Genomic DNA, 16,412 nt, shown 5'->3' with positions numbered 1-16,412 from the left:
AAGCCGTGCCTTTAGACCTTTGCCTGCGCCCTGTCAATCGGGCAGCAGGTATTCCACAAGTTCGGTCCGCTGCAACGCCAGAAAGTTGTCATCCGAAATCATTGTGGCGCGCAACCGGCCCTGCCCGTCGCGCCAGACCGACAATCCCTCGAGGTTGTCATGCGCGCCCGTTCCGGTTTCGAACAGGGTTTCCTCGGCGCCTGGTTTCTCGTTCACCACGTCCCATCGCCGCAGTCGTGATCGGAAACCGACCAAGGATACCTTGCGTTCCAAAACGTAAAACCGCCCATCGGGACCGAAATCCGCGGCAACGGGTTTAAAACCGCCGCGCTGTGGCAGAACAAACGGGGTCGACCATGTGTCGCCATTCCAACGGTAAACCGGAATGTCCCCTTTTGCGGTTCGGTTCTTTTCCGGCAAAGTGTAAAGCCAGCCGCGCCCATCAATGGCCAGAGCTTCAAACGAACCATTGTCGGCGAGGTCCCGAAACGCATTCGGGCGTGGTAACACGCGCGCGCTGGAGCCTGGGGCGGCGTAAAACGCGACACGATGCACCCCTTCGAACGAGATGAAAATGCTGCCACCCGGCGTCACCGCGATGCCTTCGGAATCGCCGACGCCGCCTTTCATGACATGCCCATTGCTGGACAGAACCGGCCATTGACCAAGTACGTGAATATCCGCGATCCGGCCTTCGCGCCGCTCAATCCGCGCAGTCACGATCCGCGCCCGGTCGCTAAGCGCAATCATCTGGCGTCCGTCATCCGAGACGTGAAGCGCAGAAAATCCGCCAAACCAACTTGCTGGATAGTGCCACGCGAAACTGTTCAGGTGGGCCGCAGATTTCACATCCAGCGCAGCAGCCACCTGGGCAAGGATCAGCGCAGCACTCAGTTGGATTGCAAAACGGCGGAGCATTGTTGCGGTAAGTCGGCCAGAACGTATTCCCGGCGTTTCTTCGGCGGCGGTGCATTCGGATCGGGTGGCGGCGGGTTCAAAATGTTTTGCACCCATTGCCGGGCCTCGGCGCAGCCATCGCCCTTGGGGGGGGCGTCCTGATTCACGCAACCCTTTGACCCTCTGGGGCAGTTCAGGCGCACGTGGAAATGATAGTGATGCCCCCACCAGGGCCTGATTTTCCGCAGATAGGCGCGATTGCCTTTTTCGTCATCGCACATCTGAACCTTGGCCCCGGGAAACACGAAAATCCGGGCCACACGCTTGTCTTTTGCCGCTTCACGCAACAGTGCATGATGCTGCTTGGTCCAGTTGCCGTTGACGTAAGCGCCATTGGAACGACGAAGAGAGATGGACGAGATGTTTTCGCGTGACTTGCGGCTCAGGCGCATGTTTTCGCCCGGCAGCATCCAGATATCGATGTCCAGCCCCAGCTGATGGCTGCGATGGCCCGAGGTCATCGGCCCGCCGCGTGGCTGGCTGATATCCCCTATATAGAGACCGTTCCATCCCGGTTGACTGGCTGCAAACCTGCTGAGGTCCTGCACGTAGTCAATCGTCTGCGGATGCCCCCAGTTGCGATTACGCGACAGGCGCATCGCCTGCCAAGTAGGCCCCGTTTCAGGCAGTTGAACTGCCCCCGCAGCACATCCGCGCGAATAACTGCCGAAAGCGGCCGGTTTTTGCTGTGAACCTTGTTTCTGCGCCCCGAACAACTGCTTTGCCAGCGGTTCTGCCGTCGCAGTGCCTGCAAAAGCAAGCGCCGCCAAAATTACCAAAAAACGTTTTATTATCATCTGCTCTGATCCCCTTCCGGTCTCACCCAGCGCATCAGGAATAGACCCAGAATAAACAACAGAACGATGGGTGACACCCCCAGACGAGCACTTCCTGTCACCGTGGTGGCGATCCCGATCAGAAGTGGCGCAGCAAAGGCGGTGGCACGACCCGACAGACCATAAAGGCCAAAGCTTTCGACGGGGGTTGCCGGGTCCGTATGCCGGACCATCATCGACCGGCTACAGGATTGCAGAATGCCGCCCATGCCTCCGATCAGGATACCGCAACCAAAGAAAACCATATCCGGCAAGCCCGACCCTTCGGACATGGCGATACCGAATATCTGGGACCGGTCCATTGAAACGATGGTGATGCAGACAAGGATCAACACCCAGATCGCAACGATAATCACGGGCTTGGGACCATATTTCTTGTCCAGCTTGCCGCCCACCCAGGAAAATGCCGCTGCAGCCAGAACGCTGACGATGCCGAAAACACCGATCTTGATCAGGTCCCATTCCAACACTAGCCGGGCATAGACGCCGCCAAAACTGTAAAGCCCGTTCAGCGCATCCCGATAGAACATGGATGAGCCCAGGTAACTGGCCAAACTGGTGCGATGGCGCAGGTTAGACACTGATTTTGCCAACAGCCGCAGCGCCTCGGCAACGCTGCCCTTTTTGTTTGTCGTTTCGTCGTCATGGACCCAAAGGAAGTAGGGCACCATGAACAGAATGAACCATCCGGCGGTAAACGGCCCAACAAAGCGCGTACCCTGCTGTTGCGACGCATCCAGCCCAAACAAGGGGTCCATCCCGATCAGCGTTTTGCCGTTGGCCTGCTCCACAAACAGCGCAAGCATGATCGCCAGCGAGATCAGGCCGCCGAAATAGCCGAAGGCAAAGCCCGAGCCGGAGATTTCGCCCACTTCGCTGTCATCACCCAGATCGGGCAGTTGGGAATTGATGAAGATCAGGGCGTATTCCGCGCCGATGAAACCCAGACCGAAGGCAGACAGCATCAACCACATGTTCGAGCCATCGGGCATCGTGTACCAAAGCGCGCCGGAACCTACTGCGTACATCACGGAAAAGGCGAATATCCAGGGGATGCGCCGACCAGACACATCGGCCATCGCCCCCATCAGCGGTGCACCGAAGGCAATAATCAAACCAACTATGGTCATGCAGTTGGCCCAGACCACCTGCGCCTGTGCATCCGCAGACCCCGCGTCCAGGCCGGATGCCAGATAATATTCCGCAGCGACGCCCGCGAAGTAAGGGCCGAACACGAACGTTACCAAAAGAGTGTGATAGGGCTGACTGGCCCAATCGAAGAACCACCAGCCCCAGATACGCCTGCGCTTGGATATTTCTGCCATTTCTGCCCCTGTTTTCTTGTTGCGGTCATAAGACGGGGCTTTGGGGCAATTCGCAAGCGCAGAGTTCAGCCTACTTGCTCTTTGCTGAAAGGGTGCTTAGGTCTCGTCCAACAAGAAAACGGAGATCCCATGCTGTCGCTGATCCAAATCCTGCTGCTGATCCTGGACATTGTCTGGTTCATCATTCTGGCCCATGTGATCATGAGCTGGCTGATCAACTTTCAGGTGCTCAACCTCCACCAACAACTGGTTGCACAAATCTGGTACGGATTAAATCGGATATTAGAGCCTATTTACGGGCCGATCCGCCGCGTTCTACCCAATATGGGTGGGTTGGATTTGACCCCGCTGGTGGTGCTGATCGGCGTCTATGCCTTGCGGATCATCCTTATCAACAACGCGCCCTATTTCTACTGACCACTTGTTCACTGAATCTTAGTATGTGATTGTCCTGTCTTAAGAGCAGATAAACCTTAAAACAGGGCACCCCCGCATATGTTCGACGCCGCACCCTTGCTGCGAGATGTCTTTGGATTCGACGCCTTCCGCCCCGGGCAGGAAGAGATTGTCGACGCCGTGACGGCAGGTGAAAACGTGCTGGCGATCATGCCCACAGGTGGCGGGAAGTCTCTTTGCTTTCAACTCCCTGCACTGCTCCGCGATGGCGTGACGGTCGTTATATCTCCGCTCATTGCCCTGATGCGTGATCAGGTGCGGGGGCTGCAAGAGGCCGGGGTCGAGGCCGGTGCGCTGACATCCGGCAACACGCCCGAGGAAACCGAGGCCGTCTGGGACGCTCTGGAGGACGGGCGGCTAAAGCTGCTTTACATGGCACCCGAACGTCTGGCTGCCGGGTCTGCGCTTGGGATGCTCCGTCGGATCAACGTCAGCCTGATCGCCGTGGACGAAGCCCATTGTGTCAGTCAATGGGGGCATGACTTTCGCCCTGATTACCTGCGGATCGGAGAGTTGCGGCGCGCCCTGAAGGTTCCGCTGGCCGCGTTTACCGCCACGGCGGACGCCGAAACGCAGGATGAGATTGTCGAAAAACTGTTCGATGGCATTGAGCCACGCAAATTTCTGCGCGGATTTGACCGGCCTAACATTCATCTGGCTTTCGCCGCAAAGGACGGACCGCGCAAGCAGATCCTTGATTTCGCAGATGCGCGCAAAGGCCAGTCCGGTATCGTTTACTGCGGCACCAGAAATAAAACCGAGGTGATTGCTCAGGCCCTGCGCGCCGAGGGGCACTCGGCTTGCCACTATCACGGCGGGATGGACCCCGAAGATCGCCGCATTGTCGAAACCCGTTTCGCGCGCGAGGACGGGTTGATCGTGGTCGCAACCGTGGCTTTTGGCATGGGCATCGACAAACCCGATATCCGTTGGGTCGCCCATGCGGACCTGCCGAAATCAATCGAAGCCTATTATCAGGAAATCGGACGCGCCGGACGCGATGGCGGCCCGGCCGAAACGCTGACCCTGTTTGGCCCCGATGACATTCGCCTGCGGCGATCACAGATTGACGAGGGTTTGGCGCCGCCCGAGCGGCGCATGGCCGATCATGCGCGCCTGAACGCCTTGCTGGGTCTGGCCGAGGCATTGGAATGCCGCCGCCAGACATTGTTGGGTTACTTTGGCGAGGCCACAGGACCCTGCGGCAAATGCGATCTGTGCGACAGCCCGCCCGAAGTTTTCGACGGCACAACTCCGGTACGCATGGCCCTGTCCGCGATCCTTAGGACCGAGGAATGGTTCGGGACAGGCCATTTGATCGACATCCTTCTGGGAAACGAGACCGACAAAACCCGCGCCCGCCGCCACGAGGATTTGTCCACTTTTGGCATCGGAAAGGATTGGACGCGCCCGCAATGGCAAGCCATTTTCCGCCAGATGATGGGCCACGATCTGGTGCGCCCCGACCCCGAACGTCACGGCGCATTGCGCATGACCGAAGCGGCCAAACCAATTCTGAAAGGCGAGACGCAAATCAACCTGCGCAAGGATACGCTGCGCAATGCGGTCCGTCGGCCTGCGGTCAAGGCAATGGTGTCCGAAGAAGACGCCCCGCTGCTATCCGCGCTCAAGGCCAAACGCCGTGCCCTGTCCGAAGCTGCACGTGTTCCGGCCTATGTCATCTTTCCGGACCGTACGCTTATCGAGATGGCGGAAAAGCGCCCTGTAACGCTGGACGATATGGCCCGGATCGGCGGTGTTGGGGCCAAAAAGCTGGAACGCTATGGCGACACGTTCCTTGAAGTGATCGCAGGGGCGGTAAAAAACGTTCATCCGGCGCGGCGAAAGCTGGCTGGCCGCAATCAGGGTGAGATTTACGACCGCTTGATGGAAGTTCAGTCCTTGCTGTCGCGCGGACCGGACGGGATCGACAAGCCCCTGACCTGCTCGGCCTCACAATTGGCAAAGGTCGCGCAACTGCGCCCAGACGATCCCCGTGGGATTGCGCAGGTGCTGGGTGATCGGCGTCACGAAAGGTTTGGCGCTGCTTTTCTGGACGTGCTGCGTGAGGCGGGCTAGATACCCCCAAAGCAGGCAAGAAAGAGGGCGGATATGCTGATCGTGATTTCCCCGGCCAAACGGCTGGACTGGGCCGAGCGGAGTGTAGGGGTAACGCAGCCCGACTTTCAGGATGATGCGATCCGGCTGTCCAAAACCGCCCGCAACCTGACACTGGGTGATCTGAAAAAGCTGATGGACCTGAGCGACGATCTGGCACGCCTGAACCGCGAACGGTATCGCGCTTTTTCGGATGCACCTAACGCCAAGGCCACACGCCCGGCCGCGCTTGCTTTTGCTGGCGACACATATCAAGGGCTTGAAGCTGCTTCGCTGGACGAAGACGAGCTGTCATGGGCGCAAGACCACTTGCGCATCCTTTCCGGCCTTTATGGTGTGTTGCGGCCACTCGACGCAATCCAGCCCTACCGGCTTGAGATGGGCAGCAAACTGAAAACCCGAAGAGGGAAGAACCTTTATGAATACTGGCGCGATCAGCTGAGTAAGGCACTGAATGCACAAGGTGCCGAGATTAACAGCAACATTCTGGTGAATTGTGCCAGTCAGGAGTATTTCGGTGCGGTGGATATGAACGCCCTGAACCTGCGCGTCATCACACCGGTCTTCATGGAAGATAAGGGCGGAACACCCAAAATCGTGAGCTTTTTTGCCAAAAAGGCACGCGGCGCCATGGCGCGGTATATCATCCAGCACCGCCTGACCGATCCTAAGGGACTGCTGGACTTCGACAGTGGCGGCTATGAATACCGCCCTGATCTGTCGGAAGTGGATAAGCCCGTTTTCGTCAGACCATATTCGGCCTGAAACCCAGGTCACTTGAACTTGCATCCCGATGGCAAACGCCTGAAGTGTCAGCCTGACGAGGTCGGATCCGGGATTTCGTCCCGCTCACGCCGGATTTTGACGCTGGGTATGGTGTCTGTGACCGCGCAGACGCAATCGGGTTGGTGTTGCAGGATCATCTGGTGAATGCGGTTCTTGTGTAGCGGTTTGGTCAGGTAGTGATCCAAGCCCGCTGACAGAATTCCCTGATCATCCCCGGCCATGGCATGAGCCGTCAGGGCAACGATGGGGACGTGGCGACCGGTTGCAACCTCGAGCCTGCGAATTTCCGCTGTTGCCTGTTTGCCGTCCATCTTCGGCATTGAAATATCCATGAAGATCAGATCTGGCTCGAACGCCTGATAGATCTCAACCGCTTCAATCCCATTCGAGGCAAAGCGAAGATCGATATTCAGATCCTTGACCATCTTCTTCAGGATCAATTGGTTGGTGCGGTTGTCTTCTGCGGCAAGAATCCTCATGCGTCGGGGGTGCGCAGATTCAGAATCTCGCTTTTTAGAGACTGTTTTAACCACATCCAAAGGGCCCCTTTCCAACGATGAGCCGTCGAGGGCCATCAACCTGCCATACAACTCGGACCGAGGGATGGGTTTCTGCAAGACACCGTCGATCAGGTCACGGGCAGGATGCGCGTGAATCAAACCGGGGCTTGCAGACATCACGACCACCGGAATGTCACCCCACCCGCGATCCCTGAGCGCGACCGCAAGATCCAGGCCATCCATATCCGGCAGATCGTGGTCACAAAGAACCAAATCAATCTGATCATTCATCTGTGACAGCGCCTCGGTCCCCGACGTGCAAACCGTCACCTCAGCCCCCAGTCGCCCAAGCTGTTTGGCAAGAATGGCCCGGTTCACGGCAAGATCTTCGACCAGTAGGACATGTTTCAAACAATCCGCCAGGTTCGGAGGCTCGGGTTGCGGGCCTTCTACCGTGGGCAGTGTCACGCGAAAACCGAAACAGGATCCCTGTTCCGGTTCGCTTTCAACCCAGACCGAGCCGCCCATCAAGGTGATCAGCCGCTTGGTGATGGCAAGGCCAAGCCCGGTGCCTTCAAACTGGCGGTTGCGCTCGTCTTCGACCTGATTGAACTCGCCAAATATGTGATCGATTTTCTCGGCGTCGATGCCAATTCCGGTGTCTTCAATCGCGATATGGATGTCGCAGATCTGCACATCCGGGTTGGGCACCCCTGTCACCCGGACCAGCACGTAGCCTTCGGAGGTGAACTTGACGGCGTTGCCGACCAGATTGGTCAGAACCTGCCGTATCCGACCAGGATCGCCCACAAAAAGGGTTGGCAAGAACAAGTCGTAATCCACCAGCAATGTCAGCCCCTTATCGCGCACGCTGGGCTGTAGCAGCATCGCAACTTCAAGAATGCAACGTTCAAGATCGAACTGTTCGGGGTGCAGAGTCAGCTTGTCCGCCTCAATCTTGGAATAATCCAGAACGTCGTTGATGATGACCAGCAACGCCTCACCCGAATTGCGGATCGTGTTGACGTATAGCCGCTGCTCTTCGTCCAACGGTGTCTCGTCCAGCAATTCGGACATGCCAACGATGCCGTTCATCGGGGTGCGGATTTCATGGCTCATATTGGCCAGAAAGGCCGACTTGGCCCGGTTTGCTGCTTCGGCCCTCTCGCGCGCCGCCTTAAGCTCGATTTCGTGCCGGACCGACGCCGTGATGTTGAGAGCAAGGCTCACCATATCGCCACCGCTGCCGCGCTGGTCGATCAGGCGGATATAGTGACCGTTCCAAAGCTGCATGACGATTGGTGGCGGGTTGGCGCGGCTCCAGCGGGCCAGCATTCTGTCCTGCCAGTCTTCCGCAGATTCATCCCCGATATCGACAATACCTTCTGACGTCAGCAAATGCAGAATACGCGGGTATGATATCCCCGGCGCGACCTCGTCCAGGCCTTCAAAAACGCTCAGATACGCGGTGTTTGCGCCGATCAGCCGGTTGTCACCGTCAAAAAAGGCAAATCCGTCCTGAATTGTCTGAATCGAGTGCCACAAACGGCGTTCGGCAACCTCGATCTTGGCGTTGGCCACGCAGAGATCGGATTTGACCTTTTCGTTTTCATCCCGAACGGTTTCAACCTCAGCCTGCGTTTCGCCAATTCGTTTGGTCAACGCCATGGCATGTTGACCCAGTTTGCGATTGGCTGCCGAAAGCTCGGCCTGTTTCAGGGCCAGCATCCGTTCAGCTGCCAAACGCGCGCGCCGTTCCTGTGCCAATTTATGTGCAAGACTCATTTGATTGATTCCAGAACGCTCTGCTCCCAGCATCCCGATGGAAGATGAAAAACTGTTTAAGCCGTTGCACAACAGGCGTACACCATGCAACGCTGTGCCCAAAGAGGAGGGCACCATGCGCCGCTTTGTTTTTATTTCAATAACTTACGTCTTTTCACTTTTGGTCCTGCCCGGCGCCACCCAGGCGCAAGATGCAGTGCCTGATTTCCGCTACATCACGACACGGGACGCAGATTTTTATGGCTCGGATCTGGACGCCCTTTTCGATACCGATCTGAAGTCCTGCATTCAGGCTTGTTCCGCCAATACACTTTGCACCGCGTTCACCTACAACACCCGATCCAATGCCTGTTTTCCAAAAAGCGGTGTAAACCGGCAAGAGACCTATCAGGGGGCTGTGTCTGCTCAGAAGGTGCTTACTCCAGATCAGATCCAAACATTGGCAAAAACGCGCGCAAATGCGTTGAATGTACTTGGTACTGCTGACCTGAAGCAGGCCGCAGATCAGGCACGCGATCTGGGCTTTTTGCATATGGCACAGGGTAACGACCTGCAGGCTGTTCTGGACGCGGCGCGCAGCGCGAGCAGCCCGCGGCAGGTGATGAATTGGACTGGTGTGGCCGTATCGCTCAGCGATGCGCCTGATCTGTGGGTGGAATACGCGCGCCTGTTGTTGCAGACAAACTCTTCGGACTGGAGTGAAAGGCGCGACCTGCGCAACCGTGCGCTGAATGCCGCAACCAATGGCTATCTGCGCGCGGACGCTCCCGGCACGCAGATTGCCGCCCTGATGACATTGGCCCGCGCCCTGGAGGAGGTCGAGCGTGGGCGCGATATGATCCCGGTGCTGCGGCTGGCCGAGCAAATCCAACCGCGCGAGGATGTACTGGCCGCACTGAATGATGCCATCGGGAAATACGGGTTTCGCGTGGTCGACAGTTCTGTCGAAAGCGACGCCGCCGCGCCGCGGATCTGCGTCGAGTTTTCGGAACCGTTGGTCAAGGCGGGGGTCGACTATGATCCGTTTGTCCAGCGCAACGATGACGGGTTGGTGGTACAGGCTGAGGGCAGGCAGCTGTGCGTTGGCGGTGTCGCCCATGGTCAGCGCTATCGCCTGACGCTACGCGAAGGCTTGCCCTCCGCCTCGGGCGAGGCGCTGAACCGCAATGTTGAGCTTGCCCATTACGTGCGCGACCGGGCGCCTTCGGTCCGGTTTCCCGGGCGCAGCTACGTTCTGCCGAAATCCGCTGATGCTGCGTTGCCCGTTGAAACGGTCAACGTCACCGAGCTGAACCTGATCCTGCGGAGGGTCAGCGACCGGAACCTGTTGCGCGCGGTGCAGCAGGATTTCTTCGGTCGTCCGCTTAGTGAATGGCAGGAAGCAGAATTTTCCGATGAAATTGCCGAGGATATCTGGACTGGCATCGCCGAAGTGGCCAACGAACTGAACCAGACCATGACGGCGCGCCTGCCCATGGCCGAGGCGATCGCGGATCAGCCCGCCGGTATTTATGCTCTGACCGCCCGTGTTCCGGGGGCTGATCCCTATGACGACCCGGGCGCGACGCAATGGTTTGTTCTGTCCGATCTTGGGATCAGCAGCGTGCTTGGCACCGACGGGTTGCACGTCACGGTGCGCGGGTTGAGCGACGCGGCACCCCGTGAAGGTGTCGAGGTTTCACTGGTCACAAGCGCAAATGCGGTCATCGCCCAAGCGCGAACGGATGAATCGGGTTATGTCCGGTTCGATCCCGGCCTGACGCGGGGCAAGGGTGCCAGTGCGCCCGCGCTGGTGATGGCATCGACCGGGGACAGTGACTTCAGCTTTCTATCCTTGACCGATCCTGCCTTTGACCTGTCAGATCGTGGTGTTGAAGGGCGTGCACCTGCGGGGCCGGTTGATGTTTTTCTAGCCACGGGTCGCGGCGCTTATCGAGCCGGAGAGGTGATCCACCTCACCGCCTTGTCGCGCGATGGTGAGGCGCAGGCTATCGAGGGCCTGCCCCTGATTGCGATCCTGTATCGCCCTGACGGCGTGGAATACCGCCGAACCGTCTCGGATGGCGGCGTCGCCGGGGGGCATATCTTTGCCCTGCCTGTTGCAGAGGATGCACCACGCGGCGCTTGGCGGATCGAGATCAAGTCTGATCCCAAAGGCGATGCGCTGGCGCGACAAACAGTGCTGGTAGAAGACTTCCTGCCGGAACGTATAGATTTTGAGCTGACCCTGCCGGACGCGCCCCTGCGTCCTGGCGACAGCCCTCCGCTTTCGATCGACGCGCGCTATCTGTTTGGTGCGCCGGGGTCGGACCTGAGCATCGACGGTCAGGTTATCGCACGCCCGGCGGACACAGTGCCGGGCTACGACGGGTATCGCTTTGGCCGCTATGACGCCGAGACATCGATCAAAAGCACCTATCTTGGTGACATGCGCACAGATGCAAACGGCAAAGCATCTATTGCCGTTGAAATCCCTTTGTTAGAGACGGAAGGGAAACCAATTGAAGCCGAGGTTATTGCGCGACTGGCTGACGGCTCGGGCCGCCCTGTTGAACGTCGCCTGAGCGTTCCTGTCCTGCCGCCGCAACCTGTGATCGGTGTCAAACCCCTGTTCGAGGACGTAATCCCCGAAGGTACCGAGGCAGCGTTTCAGATCATTGGCCTTGCACCCGACCTGAGCCCCAGCCCGATGCGCCTGCGCTGGACGCTGAACAAGATCGAAACGCGGTATCAATGGTATCAGCTTTACGGAAACTGGAATTGGGAACCGACAACCAGACGCACTCGCGTTGCCACCGGAGAGATTGACGCCGCCACTGATCCTTTGACGTTGTCCCAGCCCGTAGACTGGGGCCGTTATGAACTGGTGGTCCAACGTATTGATGGCCCCTTTACGGAAACCGCTGTCGATTTCCACGCAGGCTGGTATCAGGCCGCAGATGCTTCGGCCACGCCTGACCGGCTTGAGATGTCGCTGGATCGTGACAGCTATCGCGCCGGGGAAACCGCACAGCTGCGCATCGTTCCGCGCATGGCAGGTATCGCCCAAGTCGAAGTGCTGTCGAACCGACTGATCCATCGCCAGATGGTTGCCGTAAAGGAGGGCGAGACAGTTATCCCGATAGAGGTGACAGAAGATTGGGGTGCAGGTGCCTATGTCACAGCCACGGTGATCCGACCGATGGATGTTGCGGCCGGTCAGAACCCGGCACGCGCCATGGGCGTCGCCTATGCTGCCATTGATCCTTCGGATCGCACGCTGTCGGTTGCCATTGAGGTGCCCGAGGTTACCTCGCCCCGTCAAACACAGAAGGCCCTTGTTAGGGTCGAAAATGTTGCAAGCGATGATCCAGTCTGGCTGACCCTTGCTGCTGTGGATGTGGGCATCCTCAACCTGACGGGGTTCGAAAGTCCAAGCCCGCAAGAGTACTATTTCGGGCAACGTCGGCTGGGCGTGGACTTGCGAGATGTTTACGGGCGGCTGATCGACGGCATGAACGGAGCGATGGGTACGGTTCGCTCTGGCGGCGACAATGACAACGGGATGCGCCGCCAATCCCCGCCACCGACGCAAGATCTGATGGCGGTGTTCAGCGGCCCGGTTCAGGTCGGTGCGGATGGAAAGGTTGAGGTCGACATCCCCCTGCCCGCCTTCAATGGTACGGTCCGACTGATGGCCGTCGCGTGGTCACAAAAAGCCGTCGGGCAGGCCGAGGCGGACATGATCGTCCGCGACCCGGTGGTGGTTACGGCCAGTCTGCCGCGGTTTCTGGCCCCAGGCGATCAAAGCCGGATGCGTCTTGAGATCGTCCATGCGGATGGCGCATCCGGAGACATAGCGCTTGGCCTGACCACCACTGGTGGGCTGGAACTAGGCCCGGTACCAGCACGCTTTCAGCTGGAGGATGGTGGTAAAGCGGTGTTCGACATCCCTGTTACAGCCCATGTCATTGGCGATCCAGAGATCAGCGTTTCCATCACCACGCCAGACGGGCGCGATCTGTCGCAAACCCTGCGGATGCCGGTGCGGGCCAACGATCCCGTAATTGCCCGGACGCGGCGCTTTGCGCTGGGTGCGGGGGACAGCTTTCTGTTTTCGCAGGATGTTTTTGATGGGTTTCAACCTGGCTCGGCCAAGGCCATTCTGTCAGCCGGAGCGTTGGCCAAATTTGACACGCCAGGCCTGCTGGATCAGCTGAACCATTACCCCTATGGCTGCACCGAACAGATCACCAGCAAGGCACTGCCGCTGCTTTACCTGTCATCCGTCGCGCAGGCCTCGGGGCTGGGGAATGGCCCGGAGGTGGATCAGCGCATCACGGATTCGATCCAAAGCATTCTGACTCGTCAGGCTGCAAACGGTGCCTTTGGCCTGTGGCGCGCAGGCAGCGGTGATTTCTGGCTGGACGCCTATGTGACCGATTTCCTGTCGCGCGCTCGTGCGCAGGGGAACCCGGTGCCGAATCGGGCTTTTGCGCAGGCCATGGATAACCTGCGCAATCGGGTCAACTATGCGCCGGACTTCGACGAAGGTGGTCAGGATATTGCCTATGCCCTGATGGTTCTGGCGCGGGAAGGCGCGGCGGCGATGGGCGATCTGCGCTATTATGCGGATGTCAAAGGGGATGCTTTCGACACGCCGTTGGCCGCCGCACAACTGGGCGCTGCGCTGGCGTCGTACGGGGACCAGACCCGCGCAGACGCGATGTTCGCCCGTGCGGCGCGGATGCTGCAACAGGAGCCGAACGATCAGGAAAACCACTGGCGCGCGGATTACGGCACCCGCCTGCGGGATGCGGCGGGCCTGCTGACCCTGGCCGTAGATGCAGGCAGCGAGGCGATTGACCGCAACGCATTGATCCAACGGGTAAGCACGGGCCGAACGCCCCTGTCCACACAAGAGGCCGCGTGGTCCCTGCTAGCAGCGCACGCGCTAGTGTCAGACCCTTCCGGGTCCGGCTTGACGGTCAACGGCGTGTCAGTTTCCGGCCCCTTTGTTCAGGTTCTGCAATCCGGGCAGGCGGAAGAGGTCAACATCACTGCGACCGACGGTCAGGCCACCGATATCACCCTGACGGTGACCGGAATCCCCGAAGATCCGCCTGAGGCAGGTGGCACCGGCTATGCTATCGAACGGCAGTATTATTCGATGGACGGTGATCTGATTGACGCAAGCCGCTTTGCCGTAGGGGATCGGTTTGTCACGGTTCTGACGGTCACGCCGTTTGAAAGCGGTGGGGCGCGTCTGATGGTAGACGATCCTCTTGCCGCCGGGATCGAGATCGACAACCCGAACCTGCTGCGATCGGGCGATGTACGGTCGCTGGACTGGTTGGATCTGTCTGATGCCACGCATACCGAGTTCCGCTCGGACAGGTTCCTGGCTGCGGTTGACCTGTCTGGACGCCAGACCGTGACGCTGGCTTATGTCGCCCGTGCCGTCACACCGGGCGTGTTCCACCATCCGGCGGCCTCGGTCGAAGATATGTACCGCCCCCAGAACCGTGCGCGAACGGCGACGGGACGGGTCGAGGTGCAGTGACCGGACATCGTTCATACCCCTGTTTGGGCGGCTCTCATGCCTAGGGTGCCGCGCCTGTTATTTGCGTTGGCCGGTGCTCTCTATCTGGCGGCGTTGGCGCGGGATGGTGTCGACCGCTGGGTCGACGCCACGGTGCTGCCGCCCGTTCTGACTGAAACTTCGGTCGAGATGCGGGATCGTAACGGTGACCTCCTGCGCGTGTTTCCGGTTGCAGATGGCATCTGGAGGCTACAGCCCGGTTCGGTCGATCCCAACTTCACCGCTATGCTGGTCCGGTACGAAGACAAACGTTTCTGGACCCACGCGGGCGTGGACCGTGTCGCGTTGCTGCGCGCAGCCGGGCAAAGCCTTTGGAATGGGCGCGCGGTTTCGGGTGGGTCAACCCTGACCATGCAGGTCGCGCGGCTGATCGAAGATGGGTCGACCGGGCGTTGGAGTGGCAAATTTCGCCAGATTAGGGTCGCATTGGCGCTGGAACGGCAGCTGAGCAAGACACAGATCCTGAACCTCTACCTGACCCATGCCCCCTATGGCGGCAATCTGGAAGGTATCCGTGCCGGTGCCCGCGCCTGGTTCGGCAAAGAAGCAACCCGTTTGACCGCCGCACAGGCGGCCCTGCTGGTCGCTTTGCCGCAATCCCCGGAGGCGCGGCGCCCGGATCGCAGACCCGAGACAGCCCAAATTGCCCGTGATCGGATTTTGCGCAGGTTAGAGCGCCACGGCGTATTGACCAAGGCTGAGACGCACGCAGCCCTGACGGAAACCATTCCTGATCAAATGATCCCGTTTCCGCGCCTTGCACCCCATCTGACCGACCGCGTGAAAGGCCAAACCCGTGCAACCGGTGTATTTGATCTGACCCTGGATGCAGGGGTGCAAGCCCGGTTGGAAACTGTGGTCGCTCGGGCCGCCGCGCGCGTCGGGCCGCACGTGTCCGCTGCGCTGATCGTGGCAGATCATCGCGACGGTAAGATTTTGGCCTCGGTCGGGTCAGCCGGGTATCAGGATGCACGACAAGGGTTCGTGGATATGACCCAAGCCGTGCGGTCGCCCGGATCGACGCTGAAACCTCTGGTTTACGGGCTGGCATTCGATCAGGGGCTGGCCCATCCGGAAACCCTGATCCGCGATAGCCCGGTGATGTTCGGGCGTTACGCCCCGCGAAACTTCGATGGCGTTTTCCGGGGCGATGTAAGGGTTCGGGACGCGCTGCAATTGTCGCTGAATATCCCTGTCGTGCGCCTGACGCACGAGCTGGGCCCTGCGCGCGTGATGGCAGCACTGCGGACAGCAGGATCAGAACCGCGCCTGAGCAGTGGTACACCCGGATTGGCAATATCCTTGGGTGGCGTCGGTCTGAGCTTGCATGATCTTGTGCAGATCTACGTGACGCTGGCCGCTGGTGGGCAAGGCCCGATTCTGCGCCATGACGCCCTGGCTGATGCACGGCTCACCTCTCGTGTTTTGTCCGAAACCTCAGCATGGCAGATTGCGGATATCCTATCCGGGATCACACCACCCACGGGCAGCACTTCAGGGGCGCTGGCCTTCAAAACGGGAACCTCTTATGGGCACCGCGATGCCTGGGCCATTGGTTTTGACGGGCAGCATGTCATCGGGGTCTGGCTGGGACGCGCGGATGGCACACCTGTTCCCGGCGCATTCGGAGGGGACGTTGCCGCGCCGCTTCTGACCGAGGCTTTCGGCCTGCTGAAACCCGAACTCACGCCCCTGCGCCCACCGCCACCATCAACACTGTTGGTTGGCGCGGCGCAATTGCCGCAACCGTTGCAACGTTTCCGGCCCCGCGCGGCGGCTTTCGAAACGGACCAAACCGCACCTGATCTGTTGTTTCCACCAGAAAACGCTGTGTTAGAGACTTTCGGGAGCCCTCTCACGGTGAAACTACGCGGTGGTGTCGGGCCGTTTTCCGTTTTGACCAACGGCGTGCCTGTCTTGACCGGGCAACGGCAGCGAGAATTCGAAATTCCCAATCCCGGACCCGGATTTACCTCACTTGTGGTGGTGGATGCACAGGGCCAATCCGACCGGGCCTCGTTCCGGATCGACCAGAGCGCGCCCGGTTCCCGTTAAAGAACAGCAATGG

At 59.4% G+C, this 16,412-nt stretch carries 9 protein-coding genes; 5 read left to right on the top strand and 4 right to left on the bottom strand.

Features of this window, described 5'->3' with window-relative positions; genetic code table 11:
* Positions 1-33: 33 nt before the first annotated feature.
* Genes ACR0CE_RS09570 through ACR0CE_RS09560 form a run of 3 tightly spaced genes read right to left on the bottom strand, consistent with a single transcriptional unit; the run spans position 34 to position 3,118 of the window.
* Entirely contained in the window at positions 34-918 is an 885-nt protein-coding gene (locus tag ACR0CE_RS09570; RefSeq protein WP_480832111.1) for an esterase-like activity of phytase family protein, read from the bottom strand.
* The gene (gene mepA / locus ACR0CE_RS09565; RefSeq protein WP_480832110.1) at positions 891-1,754 is read right to left on the bottom strand and encodes a penicillin-insensitive murein endopeptidase; all 864 of its coding nucleotides are present in this window, start codon (positions 1,752-1,754) and stop codon (positions 891-893) included. Before mepA ends, ACR0CE_RS09570 begins: the two co-directional genes overlap by 28 nt.
* Positions 1,751-3,118 carry an MFS transporter gene (locus tag ACR0CE_RS09560; RefSeq protein WP_209598483.1) on the bottom strand — a complete coding sequence of 456 codons (1,368 nt, stop codon included), beginning with the start codon at positions 3,116-3,118 and terminating at the stop codon, positions 1,751-1,753. Before ACR0CE_RS09560 ends, mepA begins: the two co-directional genes overlap by 4 nt.
* A gap of 129 nt (positions 3,119-3,247) precedes the next feature.
* Between ACR0CE_RS09560 and ACR0CE_RS09555 the strand changes: the two genes are divergently transcribed.
* The 3 genes from ACR0CE_RS09555 (at position 3,248) to yaaA (ending at position 6,457) form a co-directional block, all read left to right on the top strand.
* A complete protein-coding gene (locus tag ACR0CE_RS09555; RefSeq protein WP_170382138.1) occupies positions 3,248-3,535 on the top strand; it encodes a YggT family protein in 288 nt (95 codons plus the stop codon).
* A 78-nt stretch (positions 3,536-3,613) separates the two neighbouring features.
* On the top strand, positions 3,614-5,653 hold the full coding sequence (gene recQ, locus ACR0CE_RS09550) for a DNA helicase RecQ (RefSeq protein ID WP_480832108.1): 2,040 nt from the start codon (positions 3,614-3,616) through the stop codon (positions 5,651-5,653).
* 33 nt (positions 5,654-5,686) lie between these two features.
* A complete protein-coding gene (yaaA, locus tag ACR0CE_RS09545; protein WP_480506567.1) occupies positions 5,687-6,457 on the top strand; it encodes a peroxide stress protein YaaA in 771 nt (256 codons plus the stop codon).
* A 47-nt stretch (positions 6,458-6,504) separates the two neighbouring features.
* On the opposite strand, the gene ACR0CE_RS09540 is transcribed toward yaaA, so the two are convergent.
* Positions 6,505-8,763 carry a response regulator gene (locus tag ACR0CE_RS09540; protein ID WP_480832106.1) on the bottom strand — a complete coding sequence of 753 codons (2,259 nt, stop codon included), beginning with the start codon at positions 8,761-8,763 and terminating at the stop codon, positions 6,505-6,507.
* 115 nt (positions 8,764-8,878) lie between these two features.
* Here ACR0CE_RS09540 and ACR0CE_RS09535 point away from each other — a divergent pair, with 115 nt between their 5' ends.
* Positions 8,879-14,305 carry an alpha-2-macroglobulin family protein gene (locus ACR0CE_RS09535; RefSeq protein WP_480832105.1) on the top strand — a complete coding sequence of 1,809 codons (5,427 nt, stop codon included), beginning with the start codon at positions 8,879-8,881 and terminating at the stop codon, positions 14,303-14,305.
* A 36-nt stretch (positions 14,306-14,341) separates the two neighbouring features.
* Positions 14,342-16,399, top strand: a complete 2,058-nt coding sequence (gene pbpC, locus ACR0CE_RS09530) for a penicillin-binding protein 1C (protein ID WP_480832103.1) — start codon at positions 14,342-14,344, stop codon at positions 16,397-16,399.
* Positions 16,400-16,412 lie beyond the last annotated feature (13 nt).

This window comes from Ruegeria sp. L11, from assembly GCF_056531755.1.
Note: the sequence above shows the minus strand (reverse complement) of the source record. Positions and strands in the feature narration are given on the sequence as shown.

Coding starts and splice junctions, on each gene's coding strand:
- mepA (WP_480832110.1), bottom strand. CDS start 1,754: ATGATAATAAAACGTTTTTTGGTAATTTTGGCGGCGCTTGCTTTTGCA.
- ACR0CE_RS09535 (WP_480832105.1), top strand. CDS start 8,879: ATGCGCCGCTTTGTTTTTATTTCAATAACTTACGTCTTTTCACTTTTG.
- yaaA (WP_480506567.1), top strand. CDS start 5,687: ATGCTGATCGTGATTTCCCCGGCCAAACGGCTGGACTGGGCCGAGCGG.
- ACR0CE_RS09555 (WP_170382138.1), top strand. CDS start 3,248: ATGCTGTCGCTGATCCAAATCCTGCTGCTGATCCTGGACATTGTCTGG.
- ACR0CE_RS09560 (WP_209598483.1), bottom strand. CDS start 3,118: ATGGCAGAAATATCCAAGCGCAGGCGTATCTGGGGCTGGTGGTTCTTC.
- pbpC (WP_480832103.1), top strand. CDS start 14,342: ATGCCTAGGGTGCCGCGCCTGTTATTTGCGTTGGCCGGTGCTCTCTAT.
- recQ (WP_480832108.1), top strand. CDS start 3,614: ATGTTCGACGCCGCACCCTTGCTGCGAGATGTCTTTGGATTCGACGCC.
- ACR0CE_RS09540 (WP_480832106.1), bottom strand. CDS start 8,763: ATGAGTCTTGCACATAAATTGGCACAGGAACGGCGCGCGCGTTTGGCA.
- ACR0CE_RS09570 (WP_480832111.1), bottom strand. CDS start 918: ATGCTCCGCCGTTTTGCAATCCAACTGAGTGCTGCGCTGATCCTTGCC.